This is a genomic window from Micromonospora sp. NPDC000442 (assembly GCF_042898635.1).
In the GTDB taxonomy this organism is placed as follows: Bacteria; Actinomycetota; Actinomycetes; order Mycobacteriales; family Micromonosporaceae; genus Micromonospora.
Map to the genome: position 1 here is coordinate 92505 of NZ_JBIAYZ010000012.1, position 19633 is coordinate 112137.

Here is a 19633-nt window from a genome sequence, read left to right on the forward strand (position 1 = left end):
TCATGAGTCGCATCGACGTCGTCGTCACCGGGCTCGGCGCGACGACCCCGCTGGGCGGGGACGTCGCGTCGACCTGGGACGCCATGCTCGCCGGCCGCTCCGGGGTGAGTTCACTCGCCCAGGAGTGGGCCGCGCAACTGCCGGTCCGGATCGCCGCCCAGCTCGCGGTCGATCCGGCCGGCCTGCTGGACCGGGTGAAGCTGCGCCGGTTGGACCGATCCGAGGCGATCGCGCTGATCGCCGCCCACCAGGCCTGGTCGGACGCCGGCCTGGCCGACTCCGGGCTCGATCCGGAGCGGCTCGGCGTGAGCGTCGGCTCGGGCATCGGCGGGGCGCTCACCCTGCTCGCCCAGGACGACGTCCTGGAGGCGTCCGGGCCACGGCGGGTCTCGCCGCACACCATCCCGATGCTGATGCCGAACGGCCCCGCCGCGTGGGTCGGCCTGGAACTGGGCGCCCGCGCGGGCGTGCACTCCGTGGCCAGCGCCTGCGCCACCGGTGCGGAGGCGATCGCGCTCGGCCTGGACATGATCCGCGCCGGCCGCGCCGACGTGGTGGTGGCCGGCGGCACCGAGGCGGTCATCCACCCGCTGCCGATCGCCGGTTTCTCCTCGATGCGGGCGATGTCGACCCGCAACGACGAGCCGGAGCGGGCCTCCCGCCCCTGGGACAAGGGCCGCGACGGCTTCGTGCTCGGCGAGGGCGCCGGCGTCATCGTGCTGGAGCGCGCCGACCACGCCGCTGCCCGGGGCGCCCGGGTGTACGCGCGGCTCGCCGGCGCGGGCATCACCTCCGACGGCTACGACATCGTCCAGCCGCACCCGGAGGGTGCCGGCGCGATCCGGGCGATCGCGAAGGCGATCTCCGACGCGGACGTGGCGAAGTCCGACATCGTCCACGTCAACGCGCACGCCACCTCGACCCCGGTGGGCGACATCGCAGAGATCACCGCGTTGCGGGCCGCGTTGGGCGATCATCCACTGCTCACCGCCACCAAGTCCATGTCCGGTCACCTGCTCGGCGCGGCCGGCGCGCTGGAGTCGATCGCCACCATCCTGACGATCCGCGACAGCGTGGTGCCGCCGACGATCAACCTGGACGACCCGGACGACGGTCTCACCCTGGAGGTGGCGGCCAACAAGGCACGGCACATGGACGTGCCCGCCGCCCTGAACAACTCGTTCGGCTTCGGCGGTCACAACGTGGCGCTGGTCTTCACCCGGCCCTGAGCCGACCCGGGTGTCGGGAAACCCGCCACGACCGCGGCGTTTCCCGGCACTCCCGGACCGGCGAGCGGTGGTCGCCCCGACGACTTGACTTCCACTCGGGACACCGCTTTGCTGGCTCCCTTGTCGATCACTGACGGGGGTTGGGTACGTGGGACGACGGACGATCGCGGCAGCGCTGACCATCGGGCTGCTCGCCGGGTGCAGCGGCACCGGGGAAGGTGCCGGCGGCGTGACCGGAGAGCCGTGGCACGACGAGGTGGCCGCCGCGGAGTCCGCCGGCACGGTCGGCGGCGGCGCGCCCTGCCCGCTGCCGGTCACCTTCGGGCTGGCCGACGGCTGGGCGGCGGAGCCGATCGAAACACCGGAACCCACCGACGAGCTGGGTGACGCGGTGGCCGAGGCGCTGACCCGCCGCGGCGGTTCGACCGTGCGCTGCGAGCTGGACGGCCGCGCGGTGGCGCCGGGATTCCTGCGGGTCTGGACGGCCGACGACGCAGGCGTTGCGGCCCGGCAGGCGCTGGAGGAGTTCGTCACCGCCGAGTCGGAGTCGCGCGGGCAGCAGTACCGCGAGACCCGTGCCGGCAACCTCGACGTGGTGGAGGCGACCTGGCTCAGCCGGCGGGCGCTTACCGACTCCGACGTGCGGGAGTGGGCGCTGGCCGTGACGGTGGCCGACCGGACGGTCCTGGTCGAGGCGAGCAGCACCAGCCTCGGTGAGCCGCTCGACGTGCTGCCCGCGTACCGGCTGGCCCGCGACACCCTCGTCGCGGCGCCCTGAGCCGGAGGGGGCGCGGCGCTTGGCAACCGAGGGACGCGGTGCCCTTCACCGAGAGCGCGGCGTCGTGACCCCGAGGGGTCAGTCCGCGCAGGTGGTTCTTGGCAGCCCGGGCACCTTGACCGGGGAGCGGCCCGCCGGGCGGGTCTTGCCGGCGAGCACGTCGGCCAGCGCGGTCATCGAGGCACGGCTCGACGAGTAGGTGGCCAGCAGCGTGGCCGACTTCGCCCTGGCCAGCACGTACGGGGTGTCCATGGCGACGGTGACGGCCGCGTCGGCCCGCAGGTCGTTCGCGCCGTCGCCGTAGCCGACCAGATGCACGACGGTGCCACCGCTGGGCACCACCTTCACGCCGGCCGAGGTCAGCGCCTCGGTCAGGGCCGCCCGGGTGTGTGCCCGTCCGCCCGACGAGGTGACGGTGACCGGACCGCGTACGCCGGTGGTGTCGCACCGGCCGCGCAGCACGGTCACCGCGCCGGCGGCCAGCGCGTTGGCCGCCTCGCGGTGCGCCGGTGCGCCCAGCGTGGACAACTGAGGTGCGGGTGTGTCGCCCAGGGTGAACTTCATGGTCAGCACGCGGGTGGCCGCCTCGACCAGCCGGCTGCGGGGCAGGGTGCCGTCGCGCAGCGCGGTCAGCAGCCCCTCGTACGCCTGGCCGACGTGCGGCGGCATGAGGATTAGGTCGTTGCCGGCCTTCAACGCCCGCACCGCCGCCTCGCCGGGCGGGAAGCGACGGGCCGGCGGCATGTTCATCCCATCGGTGATCACCACGCCCTGGAAGCCGAGTTCCCCGCGCAGCACCTCGGTGAGCAGCTTGTACGAGAAGGTGGCGGCCACACCCGGGTCGACCGAGCGTACGTCTAGGTGAGCGGACATCACGGCCAGCGCGCCGGCCTCGATGCCGGCGGTGAACGGCGGCCACGCCTCGGCCGCCAGCTTGCCGCGGGACTGGGAGAGCCGGGGCAGGTCCTTGTGCGAGTCGACGGCGCTGTGACCGTGGCCCGGAAAGTGCTTGAGAGTGGCGGCCACCCCGGCGGTCTGCAGCCCGCGTACCGCGCCGCCGACCTGGTCGGCCGCCCGCTCAGGGTCCGAGCCGAACGAGCGGGACCCGATGACGGTGCTGCGGGTCACCAGCACGTCGGCCACCGGCGCGAAGTCGACGTTGATGCCCATGGCGGTCAGTTCGGTGCCGGCGGCACGCCAGGCGGCCTCGGTCAGGTCCGGGTCACCGGCGGCTCCGGCACCGAGCGCGCTGGGCAGCATGGTGACCCCGTCGGTGATCCGGGTGACCACCCCGTACTCCTGGTCGGTGCCGATCAGGAAGGGTGCCACACCGGCGGGCAGCCGCCCGGCGGCCTCGCGCAGCCCGGTGGTGAGCCCGCGGACCTGCTTCGGGTTGTCGACGTTTGTGGTCTCCTGGTTGCCCTGGGTGGGGTCGTCCGCGCTGAAACCCACCAGGATCAGCCCACCGAGGCGGTACTTCTCGATCATTTCGGCAGGTGTGTCCACCCCGGCCAGCGTCCGGTTACCGGCCGCCGAACCGGCCGACACCTTCGTCGCGTGGTCGCCGTACGCGTACGGCATCAGCACCTGGCCGACCAGGTCCTCGTCGGCGAGTTCGGCGACGAGAGCGGCGGCCAGGGTGGCCGGGTCCTCGGGTGGGACGCTCGACGGCGGCGCGGGCTCCGTGACCGGGGCCGAGGCGGGGCCCGCCGAGGGGCGTTGGCCGGCCTCGGAACAGCCGGCGACGAGCAGCGCGGTCACCAGGACGAGCGCGGCGGCGACGCGCCGAGGGGTAGTCGACACGCGGACCATCCCACCAGTTCACCGCGTACCGGGCAACTCGACCGCTGCCCGCGCGACCGGGTGGACCTGCCTATCCGACCCGGGTGAGCAGGGTCACCGGTGCGCCGTCCCCGGCGTGGCGGTACGGCTCCAGTTCGGCGTCCCAGGCGGTGCCGAGCGCCTTGTCGAGGGCATGCGCGAGGGCCTCCGGCGCCCGCGCGCCGGCCATGATGCTGCGCAACCGGTCCTCGCCGAGCTGGATGTCCCCGGCGGCGCCCACGGTCGCCCGGAACAGACCCCGGCCCGGCACGTGCATGAAACGCTCACCGTCGACCCCCGGACTGGGCTCCTCGGTGACCTCAAAACGGATCATGGGCCACTGCCGGAGGGCAGCGGCCAACTCGGCGCCCGTTCCAGGGCGACCGGACCACCCGCACTCGGCCCGGCGGGCGCCGGGATCGACGGGCTGAGCCGTCCACTGCAGGTTGACCGGCGCGGCGAGGACGCGCGCGATCGCCCACTCGACGTGCGAGCACACGGCGAGCGGGGTCGAGTGGACGTATACGACGCCACACGTTGGCACGGTGACCTCCCGGAGTGCGAGGTGCGTCTTCCCCTACGACCTCGCCCGATCCGGGCTTGTGGAACACATGATGACTGGTGTGACGGATGGTACGCCAGAGAATCGGAAAATCCGCCGCTCGGAATACCCGGACAGGTGACCGCGGTTCCACCTCGTGACGCCGCGATGACCAGCCGGCATCGTGGGTCGTGTACAGTTCCATCGGCGGCCTGTGCCGCGTAAGCCTCCGCGGGTCTCGCCTTCGACGGCGCCCGCAACAGCCCCCGGACGTTCCGTCCTCCGTACGTCTTGCAAGGAGTACCTCCGTGGCGAGCAACACCTCTAAGACCGCGCGCGCGTCAGTCCGGGCCGGCCAGGCTGGCCAGGGTGGCGCCCTCAGCGTGCTGGGCGAGTTCAAGTACGTCATCCCGCTCAACGGCGGCAAGCACGCCTACGTGCGGAACCTGACCAACGGCAGGACGGCGCACCTGCGCACCGACTCCGAGGCCTTCATCGAGGAGATCCGGGTGCTGGCCGCTGCCGGCCACGCCGCCAAGATCCGGGCCGAGCTCAACGGTCTCAACGCCGCCCACCCGGGTGACGGCTGGGACGCCACCGAGAAGCGCCTGGTCGAGGCCGGCGTCTTCGAGTCCTGATCGGCCGAGGGCGGCGCGCCCTCTCCGTACCACCTGTGAACGCCCGTCGGGTCGCGCCCGGCGGGCGTTCACCGTTCGCAGCGACGGCCGGAGAACTCACGGCCGCTGCGGCCGGCCCGGTCTGTCAGGTCCGTTCCGGCGGATCCAGCAGGGCGACCTCGCCGGTGGCGAGGTCGTAGAGGGCCCCGGCGACGGCGACCCGGCCGGCGGCGACCGGCGGCGCCAGCCTCGGGTCGGCGCGCAGTGCGGCCACGGTGCGGACCACGTGCCGGCGGACCGCGAGGGGCAGCAGGTTCGGTTCGTCCATCCCCACCTCGGTGACCGCCGGCGCGATCCGGTCGACCAGATGGGCCAGCGCACCGGCCGGACGCCGGCCGGTACGCAGCGAATCGACGGTCGCCTGCACCGCGCCGCACCGCTCGTGGCCCAGCACCATCACCAGCGGTACGCCCAACACCTCCACCACGTACTCGATCGAACCCAGCACCGCCCGGTCCAGCACGTGCGCCCCGGTGCGGATGACACAGATCGAGCCGAACGTCTGGTCGAAAATCGCCTCCAACGGCACCCGCGAGTCGATGCAGCCCAGCACCACGGCGTACGGCTGCTGGTCGCCGGAGGCGGTGGCGGCCGCTGCGGTCACGTCGTGGCCGTGCACCGGCTGCCCGCTGACGAAGCGCCGGTTACCGGCGAGCAGTTCGGCCAGGGCCGCGCGCGGGGTGCCGCCGCGGGCCTGGCCGGCGAGCGCGGAGCCGGCGGGTACTCCCCCCGTGGATGCCATCTCCTAAGCCTGGCCGGGCCGTCGCCCGGACGGAGCCGATCGACGAGATCTTCTCAACACCCGGGTTGGCGTGTTGTCATGGCGGGTAGCCGGTGTTACCACCGGGTATCCCCGGTGTTACGCATCCGTGCGCCGTGGGGAGGTGGCGATGCCGGAGCCGACCGAGGTACGGCTGGGCGACGACGTACGCCTGCACGTGGAGACCACCGGCCCGACCGACGCCGAGGTGACCGCCGTGCTGCTGCACGGCTGGACCCTGGACGGACGCAGTTGGCACCGGCAACTCGCCGCCCTCCGCGAGACGTTCGGCTCGGTCCGGGTGGTCACCTACGACGCGCGTGGTCATGGCCGGTCCAGCTGTATGGCGCTGCCCACGGCCACCCTGGCCCAACTCGGTGACGACCTGGCCGCGGTGCTGGACACGGTGGCGCCCACCGGCCCGGTGGTGCTTGTCGGTCACTCGATGGGCGGCATGACAATCATGGAGTACGCGCACCGCCACCCGGGCCACTTCTCCCGACGCACCGCCGGTCTGGTCTTCGTCTCCACCACCGCCGAGGGGCACACCCACACCGTCTACGGCCTTTCTCCCCGGATCGCCCGGATCATCCGGCTGGCCGAAACCACCGGAGCCGGGGTCCTCGCCCGCTGCGGCGCCTGGCGACCGCCTCGGGCCCTGCTGCGCGCGCTACGCCCGAGCATCCGGTGGATGCTCTTCGGCGACCGTTGCGACCCCACGGACATCCGACTGGTCACCTCGGCGGTGGCCCGCGCCTCGCTCCGGTCGATCGGCGGGTTCCGGGCCTCCATCGGCACCCAGCACCGGCTGGCGACGCTCACCGCGCTGGCTCACCTGCCGGCGGCGGCGCTGGTCGGCGACCGGGACCGGCTCACCCCGCCGCCGTGCGCGGAGTCGATCGCCGCCGCGCTACCCGCCACCGAGCTGACCGTCTGTTCCGGTGCCGGGCACATGCTGATGATGGAGCGGCCGGAGGAGGTCAACGCCGCCCTGGCCGGCGTGTTGCGCCGGGTCCTCGATGACCTCCCGGCCGGGCAGCGCGTCCTCGGCTGACCGCCACCCGCTGCGGCCACGGTGCCCTGCCGCCGGGTCCGTCGCAGGTCGGCGAAGATCCGGGGGAAGCGCCCTGGGACGCGGGGCGTAATCTCGTGCGGTTGGCCGGGCGGCGTCACGAGGAGAGCGAGCGGTGGACCAGAGCACCCTGGATCAGGAGATCGCCGCCGAGCAACGGCATCTCGACCGGGTGTACGCGCGACTGGCCGAGCTGCGCCGATCCGCGGTTCGTGCGGAACGGGAGGGCTACCGGCTCGCCCGGGTCGGCAACTTCGGTGCGCTGGTCGAGCGCGACGCCATGGTCTTCCACGCCGCGCAGCGACGCCACCTGCTCGACGCCGAGTACGAGGGGCTGGTCTTCGGCCGGCTCGACCTGCGTGACGGGCAGACCCTCTATGTCGGGCGACTCGGTATCCGCGACGAGGACGCCACCACCCTGGTGGTGGACTGGCGGGCCCCGGCCGCCGCCGCCTTCTACCAGGCGACCCCGGCCGAGCCGCTCGGCGTCGTCCGGCGCCGGACGATCCAGTCCAGCGGTGAGCGGGTCACCCGGATCGAGGACGACCTGCTGGACCCGGACGCCGCCCCACCGGACATGCCGGTGGTCGGGGACGGTGCGCTGCTGGCCACCCTGTCCCGAACCACCGGTCGGGGCATGCGGGACATCGTGGCCACCATCCAGCGCGAGCAGGACGAGGCGATCCGCTCCCCCGGCTCGGGGGTCACCCTCGTCTCCGGAGGCCCGGGCACCGGCAAGACGGCGGTGGCGCTGCATCGCGCGGCGTACCTGCTCTACGCCGACCGCAGCCGGTATGCCGGCGGCGGCATCCTGGTGATCGGCCCCTCCTCGGTTTTCGTCGAGTACATCGCCTCGGTGCTGCCGTCGCTGGGCGAGGACACCGCCACCCTGCACTCGCTGGGCAGCCTCTTCCCCGGGGTGATGGCCACCCGCACCGACCCACCCGAGGTGGCGGCGGTCAAGGGGTCGCTGCGGATGCGCCGGGTGTTGGAACGGGCGGCCCGGGACGCGGTGCCCGACTCCCCGACCGAGTTGCGCCTGCTGTACCGGGGCACGCTGCTGCGACTGGAGCGGGCCGAACTGGACGCCATCCGGGAGCGCGCGCTGCCCCGCGGTGCCCGCCGCAACGAGGTGCGTCGGGCCGGCTTCGACGGCGTGCTCGCCGGGCTCTGGGCGCAGGCCCGCCGGCTGGGCATCGCCGGGCTGCCCGAGCAGCGCGCCTTCGAGGACGAGCTGATCGACCGGACGGACTTCCGTGACTTCCTGAAGGCGTGGTGGCCACGGCTGCATCCGCGGCACGTGCTCGCCTGGTTGGCCGATCCGCAGCGGCTGCGCCGGTACGCCGGCGGCCTGCTCTCCGGCGCCGAGATCCGGCTGCTCGGTGCGGCGTACCGGGGGCTGGCCCAAGACGGCCCGTCCGTCGCCGACGTCGCGCTGCTGGACGAGTTGGACGCGCTGCTCGGCAAGCCGATGCGCCCCGCCAAACGGAAGCGGGACCCGTTCCAGCTGGCCGGCGGGGTGCGCGAGCTGAGCACCTTCGCCGACCGGCAACGGGCCGCCCGGCAGGCCGCCCGGGAACGGCCCGAGGACTATCGCGACTACGCCCACCTGGTGGTCGACGAGTCCCAGGACGTCTCACCGATGCAGTGGCGGATGGTCGGCCGACGCGGGCGGCTGGCGTCCTGGACGGTGGTGGGTGACCCGGCACAGACCGCCTGGACGGGGGATCCACAGGAGTTGGCCCGGGCCCGCGACCAGGCGCTGGGTCGCCGTCGGCGGCACCGGTTCACCCTCACCACGAACTACCGCAACTCGGCGGAGATCTTCGCGGTGGCGGCGGCCGAGATCCGGCGGGCGTACCCGGATCTCGCGTTGCCCACCGCAGTCCGTTCCACCGGGATCGATCCGGTCCAGCTCCAGGTGCGGGCGCCCGAGTTGGAGACCACCGTCGTGACGGCCGTCAGCGCCCTGCTCGGCGAGGTCGAGGGCACCGTCGGCGTGATCACGCCGGTGCCCCGCCGGGACCAGGTCGCGGTCTGGCTGGGGGCGCTGGGCGGGGAGCGGTTGCAGGTGGTGACGAGCCTGGAGGCCAAGGGCATGGAGTACGACGGTGTGGTGCTGGTCGCCCCGGCCGAGATCCGGGCGGAGCCCGGCTCCGGTGTCCGTACCCTCTACGTCGCGCTGTCCCGGGCCACTCAGCGGTTGACCACCGTCGACCCGACCGGTTGAGCCCGAGCACCGCGAGCCACCCGACGATTGCACACATAGCGATGTTGGCATAGCTCCGTCCCCGGCCCGGCGGACGACGCAAGGTGTCTGGGTGGGTGCCGGCCATGACCACCACCATGCTGCGGTGTCGAACGCCGCGCACCGCCACTCCGGCCGGCTGTGGGCAGCATTCGCCCTGCTCAGCGCGCTGACGCTGGTCGAGGCAGCCACCGCTCTACGGACCGGTTCGCTGGCCCTGCTCTCCGACGCCGGGCACATGTTCACCGACGTGCTGGGCATCGGGATGGCTCTCGCGGCCGTGGCCGCCACCCGACGGGCCGACACCGACCCGCAACGCACCTTCGGGCTCTACCGGCTGGAGGTGCTCGCGGCCCTGGCCAATGCGGTACTGCTCTCCGGCGTCGCGGTGTACGTGCTGGTCGAGGCGGTACGCCGGTTCGGCGATCCACCCGAGGTGCTCGCCGGCCCGGTACTGGTGGTGGCGGCCCTCGGCCTGCTCGCCAACATCGCCGCGTTCGCTCTCCTGCGCCCGGGGGCGCGGGAGAGCATCAACCTGCGCGGTGCCTACCTGGAGGTGCTGGCGGACCTACTCGGCTCGCTGGGCGTGATCGCGGCCGCCCTGCTGATCGCCGTGACCGACTGGTGGTGGGCCGACCCGCTGGTCGCGGTGGCGATCGCCACGTTCATTCTGCCCCGGACGTGGCGCCTGGGCCGGGCGGCGGTACGCATCCTTGTCCAGGCCGCGCCGGAACACCTTCAGGTCACCGCGGTGTACGACCGGCTGGCCGCGGTGCCGGGCGTGGCCGGCGTCCACGACCTGCACGTCTGGACGTTGACCTCCGGCATGGAGGTCGCCTCGGCGCACCTGACCGTCAGCCCGGGCGCCGACGTCGGCGCCGTGCTGGCAGCGGCCCGCTCGGCGCTGCACGAGGACTTCCAGATCGAGCACGCGACACTGCAGGTCGAGCCGCGATCGGATCCGGGGGACTGCGGGGCGGCGCGGTGGTGACCGGAGCAATCGACCGGAAAGGGGTTATCGTCCGCTTTTGTTCTGGTCTACTAGTCAACAACTGAACACCAGCGGTAACAGCAGCTGCACCGGTCACATGGGCACCGGTAGGCTCGGACCCGGCCTCCGCCAGGCGGCGCCCACCGGTGCCGGCGGCGGCCGCCGCCTAATCGCCCGCCAGGGCGAACCGGGGAACCATGTTCCTGGGGTGTATCCGCGTCAGCGGTAGGGATCTTCCGTCCCGAACCCGTCAGCTAACCCGGTCGGCGGCTGACGGAAGGAAATGTGCATGCCAGCAGTGGCAACGGTAAGACCGGCCGCCCGTACGGCGGCCCTGATCGCCGCCGCGCTCGCCCTCACCCTCGGCGTCGCGCTGGCCCCCTTCACCCAAGCCGTCGCGGCACCGCAGCAATTGCGGGCGGCAGCTCCGGGCGATGTGGACGACGAGGGTGGCACCCCGGCACTCCGGGCTCAACTGGAGGCCGCCAGCAAGGGCTACCTCGACGCCAAGACCGCGCTCAACCGCTCGGTGAAGCGTCAGAAGCAGCTTGCCGAGCAGCTCAAGACGACCGAGAGCCAGGTCGCCGAGCGCGGCACCAAGGTCGCCGAGATCGCCGCGCAGGCGTACCGCACCGGGCGACTGGGTGCCGCGTCGGCGCTGCTCAACAGCGGTTCACCGGCCGGTTTCATGGACCGGGCGGCGGCGCTGGACGTGGTGGCCGCCAACGAGGATCGCGCACTGCGCGAGCTCCAGACCGCCAGAGACGAGGTCGGCGCCACCAAGCAGGCGCTGGACGCGGAGATCCAGGAACAGCGCAAGCAGGTGGCCGTGATGGCCAAGCGCAAGGACCAGGCCGAGCGGGCGTTGACCGTGTCCATCGAGCGGGACGAGGCGGCCGAGCGGGCCAGGGCCGCCGAACGGGCCGCCCGGTCACCGTCGCGCAGCAGCGGGTCGAGCCCCACCGCCAAGCCCGCTCCCCGTAACTCGGACGGGTCATGGCCGTCGGAGTCGTGCAGCGTCAACGACCCGACCCCGGCCAACGGCTGCATCACCCCACGCACCCTGCACGCGCTGAAGCAGGCCAAGTCGGCCGGCTTCACCCGGTACGTCTCCTGCTACCGCTCCGGCGGCTCGGGCGAGCACCCGAAGGGCCGGGCCTGCGACTTCGCGGCCCAGAAGAACGGCTTCGGTGGGGACGCGACCGGTGGCGACCGGTCCTACGGCAACAACCTGGCGGCGTACTTCGTCAACAACGCCGACCGGCTCGCGGTGCTCTACGTGATCTGGTACAGGCAGATCTGGCTGCCCAGCAGCGGCTGGAAGTCGTACAGCGGCGCCCGGGGTGACCCGTCCAGCGACCACACCAACCACGTCCACCTGTCGGTGTACTGAGTCCATCGTCGCGCCGGGTGAGCCGCTCTTCACGAGCGGTTCACCCGGCGCTGCGTTTCCACCGCTGGGCGGCGGGGCACCGTCCCTTCGGCGCGCGTTGACGCGTCTCCTTGGTTACCGTCGTACCAGGAAGCGGTATTTGTCCGCTAACGGGAGGGACGCCCCATGAACGAGCGAATCGCCAGGCGCGACGGCGGTACGGACAACGGGGAGCGGTCATGAGCGACCGCGTCATGATCTTCGCCCCGACCCCGCTGCTGACCGTGACCATCGACCAGCCGAGCGACGCGCCGGAGCTGCACCTGCACCCGGGCGGGCAGGGGGTGTGGCAGGCCAGGATGGTGCTGTCCCTCGGCGTCGACGTGGTGCTCTGCGCGGCGCTCGGCGGCGAGGTCGGGCAGGTACTGGAGCCGTTGCTGGTCAGCGAGGGAGTCGACCTCAAGGTGGTGGCCCGCGACTCCGGCGGCACCGGCGGGTACGTGCACGACCGCCGCGAGGGAACCCGTCGGGAGATCGTCGACGTGGTCGGCCAGCCGTTGAGCCGGCACGAGCTGGACGAGCTGTACAACCTCGCACTCGGCGAGGGCTTGCGCGCGCCGGTCAGCGTATTGAGCGGGCCGAACCATCCGTCACTGGTCCCGGCCGACCTCTACCGGCGCTTCGCCGCCGATCTCGGCGCCAACGGTGGCCGAGTGGTGGTGGACCTCTGCGGCGAGCATCTCGCCGCAGTTCTGGAGAGCGGCGTCTTCTTCCTCAAGGTCAGTCACGAGGAACTGATCACCGACGGGCGGGCTGACGGTGACGACGAGGAACAGCTCACCCGCGCGATGTACGACCTGCACGCCTCCGGTGCCGAGAACGTGGTGGTCAGCCGGGCCGACAAGCCCGCGTTGGCGCTTGTCGACGGCGAGGTGTTCGAGGTGCAGATGCCGCGACTGGAGGCGGCCGACCCGCGCGGGGCGGGCGACTCGATGACCGCCGGGGTGGCCGCCGTGGTGGCCCGGGGTGGCGATGTCCGCACGGCGATCCGTACCGGCGCGGCAGCCGGCGCGCTCAACGTCACCCGACACGGCCTCGGCACCGGCCGCCTCGACTCGATCAACGGCCTCGTCGACCGGGTCCGGTTGGAACCGGCGGGCAGCCGTCCACAGGAGCGGACCACCCCCGACGAACTGGCACAACGGGCGGGTGGCCGATGACGCTGCGGGTGCTGATCACCAACGACGACGGGATCGCCGCGCCGGGAATCCAGGCGCTGGCCCGGGCAGCCGTCGACCGAGGCCTGGACGTGGTGGTGGCCGCCCCGCTGGAGGAGGCGAGCGGCACCAGCGCCGCGATGAGCGCCATGGAGCAGGACGGGCAGGTGGTGGTCCGCGAACATCCGCTGCCGGAACTCGACGGGGTGCCGGCGTTCGGCGTCGGCGGCTCGCCCGGGTTCATCGCCCTCATCGCCGTGCACGGTGCCTTCGGACCACCACCGTCGGTGCTGCTGTCCGGCATCAACCGGGGCGCCAACGCGGGGCGCGCGGTGCTGCACTCCGGCACCGTGGGTGCCGCCTTCACCGCCGCGGCGAACGGCTGTCGGGCGATGGCGGTGTCGCTGGACGTGCTCTCGGCCGGCGAGGCCACCGCGGCCAGCGGCGGTGCCGCGGTGGCGGCTGCCGCCCAGGTACGCGACGCCGAACGGAACTGGGCCACCGCCGCCCGCGTCGCCCTGGATCTGCTGCCCCGACTGACCGCCGCGCCGACGGAGAGCGTGCTCAACGTCAACGCGCCGGATCTACCGCTGGGTCGACTGCGTGGGGTACGCCAGGCCACCCTGGCGACCTTCGGCCAGGTGCAGATGACCGTCGCCGAATCCGGGCACGGCTTCGTGCGTACCTCGTTGGAGGAGCCGGGACAGGCGGTACAGCCCGGCACGGACCTCGCTCTGCTCGCCGACGGCTATGCCTCGGTGACCGCGGTCCGGGCGGTCACCGAGGTGGCCGACGTGGACCTGTCCGGCCTCGACGGGGAGTGATCAGGGCCGCGCGGTAGTCGAGGCGGTCAGGCCCCGGGAAGCACCTCGGGAGCCGTGGCAGCCCCGGCGTAGTAGGGCTCGGGTGCGCCGAAGAGACCGAGCAGGCCGGTCACCCAGAGCTGCCGGTGCACGAACCGGCTCGGCTCGGTGACGATCAGCTTCACCCCGCTGACCTCGGCGGTCTGGAAGCCGGCGACCATCGCGCTGATGCCCACCGAGTCGATGAAGGTGACCAGCCGCATGTTGAGCTCGATCCGGGCCGGACGCCCCTTGGCCAGCACCTCGGCGATGGCCTCTTTCACCTCGTACGCGGTGTCGACGTCGATCTCGCCCCGAGGGGCGATCTCGATGACACCACCGGGCCGAACCGTCTGCAGGATCGACAGGCTCACGCGAGCACCTCCACTCGCCCGTACGACGGGCGCCTCATCAGTACGCGGGCCGCGACCGACAGTATTCCTTCAACCGCCTCGGTCGCCACCCCTCGGGATGAGCAATTCACGGATGCGGGCACAGCAAATCACCCATATCCGAACTTTATTGGCCTTATCACTCGGCGTCGGCCTCTGCCGACGCCGCCGAACCAGGGTAGCGGGCCGACGCCATCCCCGTCGTTTCCCGGCACTACCGGCGTGCCCCACGACAACCGGCCTGACCTGCGCTCGGTGCGCGACACTGGCGTGGTGTGCCTAGCATCACGGGTGACCCCTATGACGGGAGGACGACATCATGCTCCGCAGACTCGCCGCGCTCGCCGGTGTCAGTGCACTACTCGCCCTCGTACTTGCCTGCGGGTTCGGCGGCGGTGACGGTGACGACGACGATGACGATGACGACGACTTCGCCCGCGCCGCGGTGGTGGCGGTCGTCGTCCGCTGACCCTGCCCCCCACGGCGTCGCCCCGGTGCGGTCCGGACCGCAACGCACCGGGGAACGCACCGGCGTTTCGGGCCGGGGCGAGAGTTTCGCTGGTTTGCGGCCGGGCCGGTTCGGGCACAGCCTCGATGCGAACCGCCACCGGCCGGACAACGCCGCCGACAGCTGATGCGTGCACCGGCTCCGGCACTGTCGAGGAGGGAACCACAATGTTCGGAACACATCTGCTGGAGCGCCGCAGCAAGCCGGAGCGGATCGCGGACCAGGCGTGGCAACACCTCGTCTCGGCGGTGAACAACGCCGGCGACAGCATCCGAGACACTGCCCGCACCGCCCGACACAGCTCCGCCGGTTTCGCCGGCGACGCCGGTGACCTGGTCGAGTCGGCCGCCGAGGAGGCCCGCCACCGCGCCAGCCGCGCCTTCGACGCGCTCGCCGGACGCCGCCCGGCGCTGCCGTGGACGTTGCTGATCGGTGCCGCCCTGGTCGGTGCCGCGGTCGGCTGGGCCGCCGGCACCGCCGCACGCGCCGCCGGCAGCCGTGACCGGGCCCTGGAGGACATCGAGTTCGTCGACGTCGACCGGCCCGACTCCCCCGCCGACCCGACCAATCCCGTCACCTGACGGTCTCCGCGACGACGGGCCCCACCGACCGATGAGGTCGGGCGGGGCCCGTCGTGCTGCCACCCATCGCCCTCTCACCAGCCGGAACCTTCGTGCGGTTCCGGTCGGGGCGGGCCGACCTCGTCCGGTGCGGGTGAGGCCGGCTCACCCGCACGGTAACCAGGCTCGGTCGCGGCGGACCTGGCACGCCGGCCCGCGCGCTCCGCGACACGGAACCGGGGCAGCGTGACGGCGCGCCAATTCCCGCCATCGTGACGAGGAGTTCACACCAGTCCGGTGGGGAGTTCGCGCCATCTCCGGTACGAAGTCCGCGCCACCCTGGTGGGAAGGGAGCGACCGATGGCCAGCATCTCGACGATCAACCGTACCGACCAGGAGATCCAGTCCGCGGTGCTGGACGAACTCGACTGGGAGCCCCGGGTCCGGCCACACGAGATCGGGGTCGCCGTCACCGAGGGCGTGGTGACGCTGACCGGGCGGGTCGACAGCTACGCGAAGAAGTGGGCGGCCGAGCGCGCCGCGCACCGGGTCACGCAGGTGCGGGCGGTGGCCAACGACCTCGCGGTGCGACTGGTGACCGGGGCCGAACGCACCGACCCGGAGATTGCCGCCGCGGTCCAGCACGCCCTGCAGTGGCAGGCGTTCGTGCCGGTCGACGCGCTCGACGTGACGGTTTCCCAGGGCTGGGTCACCCTGCACGGCGAGGTCGAGTGGGAGTACCAGCGCCGCGCCGCCGAGCAGGCCGTCGGCCAACTGACCGGCGTACGCGGGGTCAGCAACGGCATGAGCGTCCGGCCGCCGGTACGCCCGGACGGCGCCCTCCTGGCCCGGCGCATCGTCGACGCGCTGGCCCGCAACCGCGCCACCGACGCGGAACAGGTGACGGTACGCGTACACGGCGACACGGTGCTGCTCGGCGGGCTGGTGCACTCGATGCCCGAACGCGCCGAGGTGGAACGGGTCGTCTGGTCCGCCCCCGGCATCCGCGAGGTGCAGAACCACATCGCGGTCGCCCCGGTGCTCCGTTGAGCCGACCGGAACCACCCGGGTCGGGTGAGTCGCGCTCACCCGACCCGGTCCGAGGCTGGGGGGTATGACCGATCAGCTGACCACGCCCCTACAGGTCACTGCGCGACTCCGCGCACCCGTCACGGAGCACGACCACGTCCGTGGTCCGCTGAACGCACCGGTGACGATCGTCGAGTACGGCGACTTCCAATGCCCCTTCTGCGGTCTCGCCCACGCCAACCTGACGGAGGTGCTGCAGCAGCGCGCCGACACCGTCCGTCACGTCTACCGCCACTTCCCGATCACCAACATGCACCCGTACGCCGAACGGGCCGCCGAGGCCGCCGAGGCGGCCGGACGGCGGGGTCGGTTCTGGGAGATGCACGACTGGCTCTACGAGCACCAGGACCAGTTGGATCCGGTGCACCTGACGCTCGGTGTCGAGCAGCTCGGCCTGCCCGTCGACGAGGTGGAGGCGGAAATCGGACGGCACGCGCACGGCGACCGGATCCGACACGACTTCGTCGGTGCCATCCGCAGCGGGGTGGACGCCACCCCCACCCTCTTCGTCAACGACATCCGCCACGACGGCGACTTCACCCCACCCACCCTCCTCACCACCATCGACGCCGCCACCCCCTGACCCCCGTTGATCATGAAGTTGTTGTCGCGCCACGCCGGGCAGGGGCACAACAACTTCATGATCGACGGGGAGGGGCCCCGGGGTGGGACAGGTCAGATGAGGTGGAGTTGGCGGGCGCGGCGGACGGCGTCGCGACGGCGGGTGGCGTCGAGCTTGCGGTAGATGTTGCGGACGTGGGTCTTGACCGTGTTGACGGAGACCGACAGTTCGGCGGCGATCTCCACGTTGGAGAGGATGCTCTGCAGGTAGCGCAGGATCGTCAGCTCGCGTTCGGTGAGCGGCTCGTCAAGCGGTGCCATCGCCGTGTCGGCGGTGGCCGTGCCGGCCCCCTGCCCGGCCGGCGCGTCGACGGCGCGTACCAGGTCGCTCACCAGTGACCAGTGGGCGGTGCCGGAGTCGAGGTGGGCGGCGAGCAGTTCCCGCAGTCCCGGCTCGGCCTGCCGGAACGGGCGACGGTAATCCTCCGGTGCGGCCAGGTCGAGCGCCTGCTCCAGCAGCCGGCCCGCCCGACGGTCGTCGCCGGCCCGGATGGCCAGCACCGTGGCCAGCAGCGCGGCGTCGAGGCGTACCGGCAGCGGCCAGTCGGCCGCCGCTGCGGCGGTCCAGTCCGGCAGCAGACGGTCGGCGGCACGTGGGTCACCGGCCCGCAGTTCGGTCCGGGCCGCCGCGACGGCGAGCGCCGCCGCCGCACCGGTCACCGGCCCGGGCGGCCACTCGCCGGCCAGCTCCCGGGCGGTCTGCACGTCGCCCCGCGCGCTGTGCAGGTCCAGCTCGGCAGCGCGCAGCCACGAGCCCAGCTCACCGCCGCGCGCGCCCCACCCGGTGCGGGCCTCCACCAGCAGCCGGTGGCCGACGCTCGGCTCACCCTCGTCGTGGCGCAGGTACGCGCGGCACCAACCGGCCACCGCGCCGGGCACCGGTTCCCCGCCGGCGGGCGCGGCCAGCCCCAGGTGTGCCTCGGCCTCCGCCGGCTGGCTCCGGTGCAGCGCCACGACCGCCAGCGCGAGCTGCGCGTACCCGCAGTCGAGCAAGGCCGCCCAGCCCTGGCAGGGCGGCAGGGCCAACGCCGCCCGGGCCGCCTCCTCGGCGGCGCGAAGCTGTCCACGCAGCGCCGCCACCAGGGACCATCGGCTGGCGCAGACCAGCTCGGTGCGCGGACGTGCCGCCTGCCGGGCAGCCGCCAGCGCTTCGGCGAAGCCCGTCGCGGCCCCGGTCAGGTCGCCCTCGTCCAACGCGAGCAGGGCGAGCGCGGTACCGGCCACAGCGCGCACGTCGGCGGCCTCTCCGGCGTGGCCCGGCGTCCCGGCCACACCGCTGCCGGCCGCCGTCGCGACGGCGGGTACGGGCTGCGGGTCGTCGGCCGGGTGGCCAGCGTCCGTGGCGAGCAGCCGGGCGGCGGCGTCGCGTACGGCCTGCGGGTCGCCGGCCAGTCGGGCCAGGGTGAGTTCGACCGCGGTGACCAGCCGACCGAACCGGGACCGGCGCGGTTGCGGCAGCCGCCGGGTGTGCCCGGTGGCCAGCCGCAGGTACGCCACGGCCGCCCCGGTGTCGCCGTCGAGCGCCCGTTCGGCGGCGCAGGCCAGCGCGAGCTCCGGGTCGCGTTCCACCGCTTCCGGCGGGGGTGACGCGGGCACCGGCCCGACGCCGGCCGGGCGCTCGTAGGGCACCAGTTCCGGCCACCGGACCACGAACAGATCGGTGGCGGCGGTCCAGTCACCGGCAGCGAGCGCGTGGCGCAACGCGTCGGCGGGTCGGCCGTTGTGGGCGTACCAACCGGCCGCCCGCAGGTGCAGGTCGTGCAACTCCACCGCGGGCAGCCGGACCAGCTCGCGGTGCAGCAGATCGGCCAGGAGCGGATGGCACCGGTACCACACCGGCCGGCTGCCGTCATGGTGGAGCAGACCGCTGTCGTCGGCGAGGGTGCGCAGGCGTTCCTCGGCGTCCGCGTCGCCGCTGAGGGCGGCGGCGAGGCCGGCGCAGACGGCGTCGACGACCGCCGCGCGGCGCAGCAACTCACGGTCCGTCGGCTCCAGTTCGGCCAGCGGCTCCGCCCGCAGGTAGCCGGCGATCTCCGGCTGGTCGGCGCCGAGTTCGCTGATCCAGCGCTCCGGGTCCGGCTGGTCACGCAGGGCGAGCGCGGCGATCCGCAGCACGGCCGCCCAGCCCCCGGTCCGCTGCCGCAGCCGGGCCACCGCGGCGGCCGGCACCGCCACCCCGTGCGCGGTGAGCAGGTCGGCGATCTCGTCGCCGGTGAATGCCAGGTCGTCCGGGCCGATCTCGGTCAACTCCCCGGCCAGCCGCAGCCGATGCACCGCCAGCGGCGGACCGGTCCGCCCGGCCGCCACCAGCCGCAGCCGCTGCTCGCTGTGGCGCAGCAGGAACTCCAGACCGGCCAGCGCCGCCGGTTCGGTGATCCGGTGCAGGTCGTCGACGATCAGCACCAGGGGCCGTTCCCGGGTGGCCAGGGCGGCGGCAAGGATCTCCAACTCGTCCGGACGCGGTGCCCGGTCGGGCAGCGGCGCTTCCGCCGGGTCCACGACGGAGCGCAGCGCGGCACCGAGATACGACCAGAGGCGGTCCGGGTCGTCACCCGCCTCAACGGACACCCAGGCCGGCACCAGCAACTCCGGCGCAGCCTCCTGCCGCGACCGCCACCAGGTGGCCAGCAGTGTGGTCTTGCCCCAGCCAGCAGGTGCCCGGAGCAGGGTGACCGGGCGGGTCACCGCCTCGTCGAGCAACCGCGCCAGCCGGGGCCGCAGGACCATCGGTTCTCCCGGCACGGCGGGTGCCAGCCGGGAGGCCAGCAGGGGTGGGCCGCCCGGTGCACGGACCGCCGCGTCGACCCGGACGGTGCTGCGGTCATCCGGCATCCGGCCCACCCCCACGGACGCGTGCTTCCTCCCCCGGCCCTGCGGCGGGCGGTTACCCGACCCGCGACGGTTCACCCCTTCCG

General features: G+C 73.2%; 18 protein-coding genes and 1 riboswitch. Of the genes, 13 read left to right on the forward strand and 5 right to left on the reverse strand.

Translation table 11 applies throughout. From position 1 onward, the window contains the following. Nucleotides 1-2 precede the first annotated feature (2 nt). The gene (fabF, locus tag ACFY2A_RS20150; protein WP_387173532.1) at nt 3-1229 is read left to right on the forward strand and encodes a beta-ketoacyl-ACP synthase II; all 1227 of its coding nucleotides are present in this window, start codon (nt 3-5) and stop codon (nt 1227-1229) included. A 148-nt stretch (nt 1230-1377) separates the two neighbouring features. Then, nucleotides 1378-2007, forward strand: coding sequence for a lipoprotein (locus tag ACFY2A_RS20155; RefSeq protein ID WP_387173534.1), 630 nt, complete (start codon nt 1378-1380; stop codon nt 2005-2007). A gap of 78 nt (nt 2008-2085) precedes the next feature. On the opposite strand, the gene ACFY2A_RS20160 is transcribed toward ACFY2A_RS20155, so the two are convergent. Together ACFY2A_RS20160 and ACFY2A_RS20165 are read right to left on the reverse strand one after the other, a co-directional pair. Then, nucleotides 2086-3819 carry a glycoside hydrolase family 3 protein gene (locus tag ACFY2A_RS20160; protein ID WP_387173536.1) on the reverse strand — a complete coding sequence of 578 codons (1734 nt, stop codon included), beginning with the start codon at nt 3817-3819 and terminating at the stop codon, nt 2086-2088. Nucleotides 3820-3880: 61 nt separating this feature from the next. Then, nucleotides 3881-4372: a DUF3145 domain-containing protein gene (locus tag ACFY2A_RS20165; protein ID WP_363923204.1), complete on the reverse strand. Its 492-nt coding sequence runs from the start codon at nt 4370-4372 to the stop codon at nt 3881-3883. Between the two features lie 305 nt (nt 4373-4677). Here ACFY2A_RS20165 and ACFY2A_RS20170 point away from each other — a divergent pair, with 305 nt between their 5' ends. Beyond that, complete coding sequence (locus tag ACFY2A_RS20170; protein ID WP_387173539.1) at nt 4678-5007, forward strand: hypothetical protein; 330 nt, start codon at nt 4678-4680, stop codon at nt 5005-5007. Between the two features lie 124 nt (nt 5008-5131). Here the strand turns inward: ACFY2A_RS20170 and ACFY2A_RS20175 are convergent, their stop codons facing one another. After that, nucleotides 5132-5788, reverse strand: a complete 657-nt coding sequence (locus ACFY2A_RS20175; RefSeq protein ID WP_387173541.1) for a carbonic anhydrase — start codon at nt 5786-5788, stop codon at nt 5132-5134. Between the two features lie 148 nt (nt 5789-5936). Between ACFY2A_RS20175 and ACFY2A_RS20180 the strand changes: the two genes are divergently transcribed. From ACFY2A_RS20180 to surE, 6 genes are all read left to right on the forward strand, one after another. Beyond that, nucleotides 5937-6860 (forward strand): alpha/beta hydrolase, encoded by a 924-nt coding sequence (locus ACFY2A_RS20180; protein ID WP_363923200.1) that lies wholly within the window; start codon nt 5937-5939, stop codon nt 6858-6860. Nucleotides 6861-6993: 133 nt separating this feature from the next. Further along, a complete protein-coding gene (locus ACFY2A_RS20185; protein WP_387173543.1) occupies nt 6994-9108 on the forward strand; it encodes a HelD family protein in 2115 nt (704 codons plus the stop codon). 91 nt (nt 9109-9199) lie between these two features. Continuing rightward, nucleotides 9200-10117: a cation diffusion facilitator family transporter gene (locus ACFY2A_RS20190; RefSeq protein WP_387173545.1), complete on the forward strand. Its 918-nt coding sequence runs from the start codon at nt 9200-9202 to the stop codon at nt 10115-10117. Between the two features lie 153 nt (nt 10118-10270). Continuing rightward, nucleotides 10271-10402: riboswitch (cyclic di-AMP (ydaO/yuaA leader) on the forward strand. Nucleotides 10403-10406: 4 nt separating this feature from the next. Then, nucleotides 10407-11510 (forward strand): coiled-coil domain-containing protein, encoded by a 1104-nt coding sequence (locus tag ACFY2A_RS20195; RefSeq protein WP_387173547.1) that lies wholly within the window; start codon nt 10407-10409, stop codon nt 11508-11510. A 218-nt stretch (nt 11511-11728) separates the two neighbouring features. Then, nucleotides 11729-12709: a 1-phosphofructokinase family hexose kinase gene (locus ACFY2A_RS20200; RefSeq protein WP_387173549.1), complete on the forward strand. Its 981-nt coding sequence runs from the start codon at nt 11729-11731 to the stop codon at nt 12707-12709. Then, nucleotides 12706-13530: a 5'/3'-nucleotidase SurE gene (gene surE / locus ACFY2A_RS20205; RefSeq protein ID WP_387173551.1), complete on the forward strand. Its 825-nt coding sequence runs from the start codon at nt 12706-12708 to the stop codon at nt 13528-13530. The genes ACFY2A_RS20200 and surE overlap by 4 nt, the downstream gene beginning before the upstream one ends. A gap of 26 nt (nt 13531-13556) precedes the next feature. Here surE and ACFY2A_RS20210 read toward each other — a convergent pair whose 3' ends face one another. Continuing rightward, nucleotides 13557-13922, reverse strand: coding sequence for an STAS domain-containing protein (locus ACFY2A_RS20210; RefSeq protein WP_093401327.1), 366 nt, complete (start codon nt 13920-13922; stop codon nt 13557-13559). 337 nt (nt 13923-14259) lie between these two features. Here ACFY2A_RS20210 and ACFY2A_RS20215 point away from each other — a divergent pair, with 337 nt between their 5' ends. From ACFY2A_RS20215 to ACFY2A_RS20230, 4 genes are all read left to right on the forward strand, one after another. Then, a complete protein-coding gene (locus ACFY2A_RS20215) occupies nt 14260-14409 on the forward strand; it encodes a hypothetical protein (protein WP_281564110.1) in 150 nt (49 codons plus the stop codon). Nucleotides 14410-14615: 206 nt separating this feature from the next. Then, nucleotides 14616-15029: a hypothetical protein gene (locus ACFY2A_RS20220; protein ID WP_363923186.1), complete on the forward strand. Its 414-nt coding sequence runs from the start codon at nt 14616-14618 to the stop codon at nt 15027-15029. Nucleotides 15030-15368: 339 nt separating this feature from the next. Next, the gene (locus tag ACFY2A_RS20225; RefSeq protein ID WP_387173554.1) at nt 15369-16058 is read left to right on the forward strand and encodes a BON domain-containing protein; all 690 of its coding nucleotides are present in this window, start codon (nt 15369-15371) and stop codon (nt 16056-16058) included. A gap of 76 nt (nt 16059-16134) precedes the next feature. Next, nucleotides 16135-16680: a DsbA family protein gene (locus ACFY2A_RS20230; protein ID WP_387173707.1), complete on the forward strand. Its 546-nt coding sequence runs from the start codon at nt 16135-16137 to the stop codon at nt 16678-16680. 92 nt (nt 16681-16772) lie between these two features. Here ACFY2A_RS20230 and ACFY2A_RS20235 read toward each other — a convergent pair whose 3' ends face one another. Continuing rightward, nucleotides 16773-19625 (reverse strand): LuxR C-terminal-related transcriptional regulator, encoded by a 2853-nt coding sequence (locus tag ACFY2A_RS20235; protein WP_387173709.1) that lies wholly within the window; start codon nt 19623-19625, stop codon nt 16773-16775. Nucleotides 19626-19633 lie beyond the last annotated feature (8 nt).

Coding starts and splice junctions, on each gene's coding strand:
- fabF (WP_387173532.1), top strand. CDS start 3: ATGAGTCGCATCGACGTCGTCGTCACCGGGCTCGGCGCGACGACCCCG.
- ACFY2A_RS20160 (WP_387173536.1), bottom strand. CDS start 3,819: ATGGTCCGCGTGTCGACTACCCCTCGGCGCGTCGCCGCCGCGCTCGTC.
- ACFY2A_RS20175 (WP_387173541.1), bottom strand. CDS start 5,788: ATGGCATCCACGGGGGGAGTACCCGCCGGCTCCGCGCTCGCCGGCCAG.
- ACFY2A_RS20180 (WP_363923200.1), top strand. CDS start 5,937: ATGCCGGAGCCGACCGAGGTACGGCTGGGCGACGACGTACGCCTGCAC.
- ACFY2A_RS20195 (WP_387173547.1), top strand. CDS start 10,407: ATGCCAGCAGTGGCAACGGTAAGACCGGCCGCCCGTACGGCGGCCCTG.
- ACFY2A_RS20200 (WP_387173549.1), top strand. CDS start 11,729: ATGAGCGACCGCGTCATGATCTTCGCCCCGACCCCGCTGCTGACCGTG.
- surE (WP_387173551.1), top strand. CDS start 12,706: ATGACGCTGCGGGTGCTGATCACCAACGACGACGGGATCGCCGCGCCG.
- ACFY2A_RS20215 (WP_281564110.1), top strand. CDS start 14,260: ATGCTCCGCAGACTCGCCGCGCTCGCCGGTGTCAGTGCACTACTCGCC.
- ACFY2A_RS20220 (WP_363923186.1), top strand. CDS start 14,616: ATGTTCGGAACACATCTGCTGGAGCGCCGCAGCAAGCCGGAGCGGATC.
- ACFY2A_RS20225 (WP_387173554.1), top strand. CDS start 15,369: ATGGCCAGCATCTCGACGATCAACCGTACCGACCAGGAGATCCAGTCC.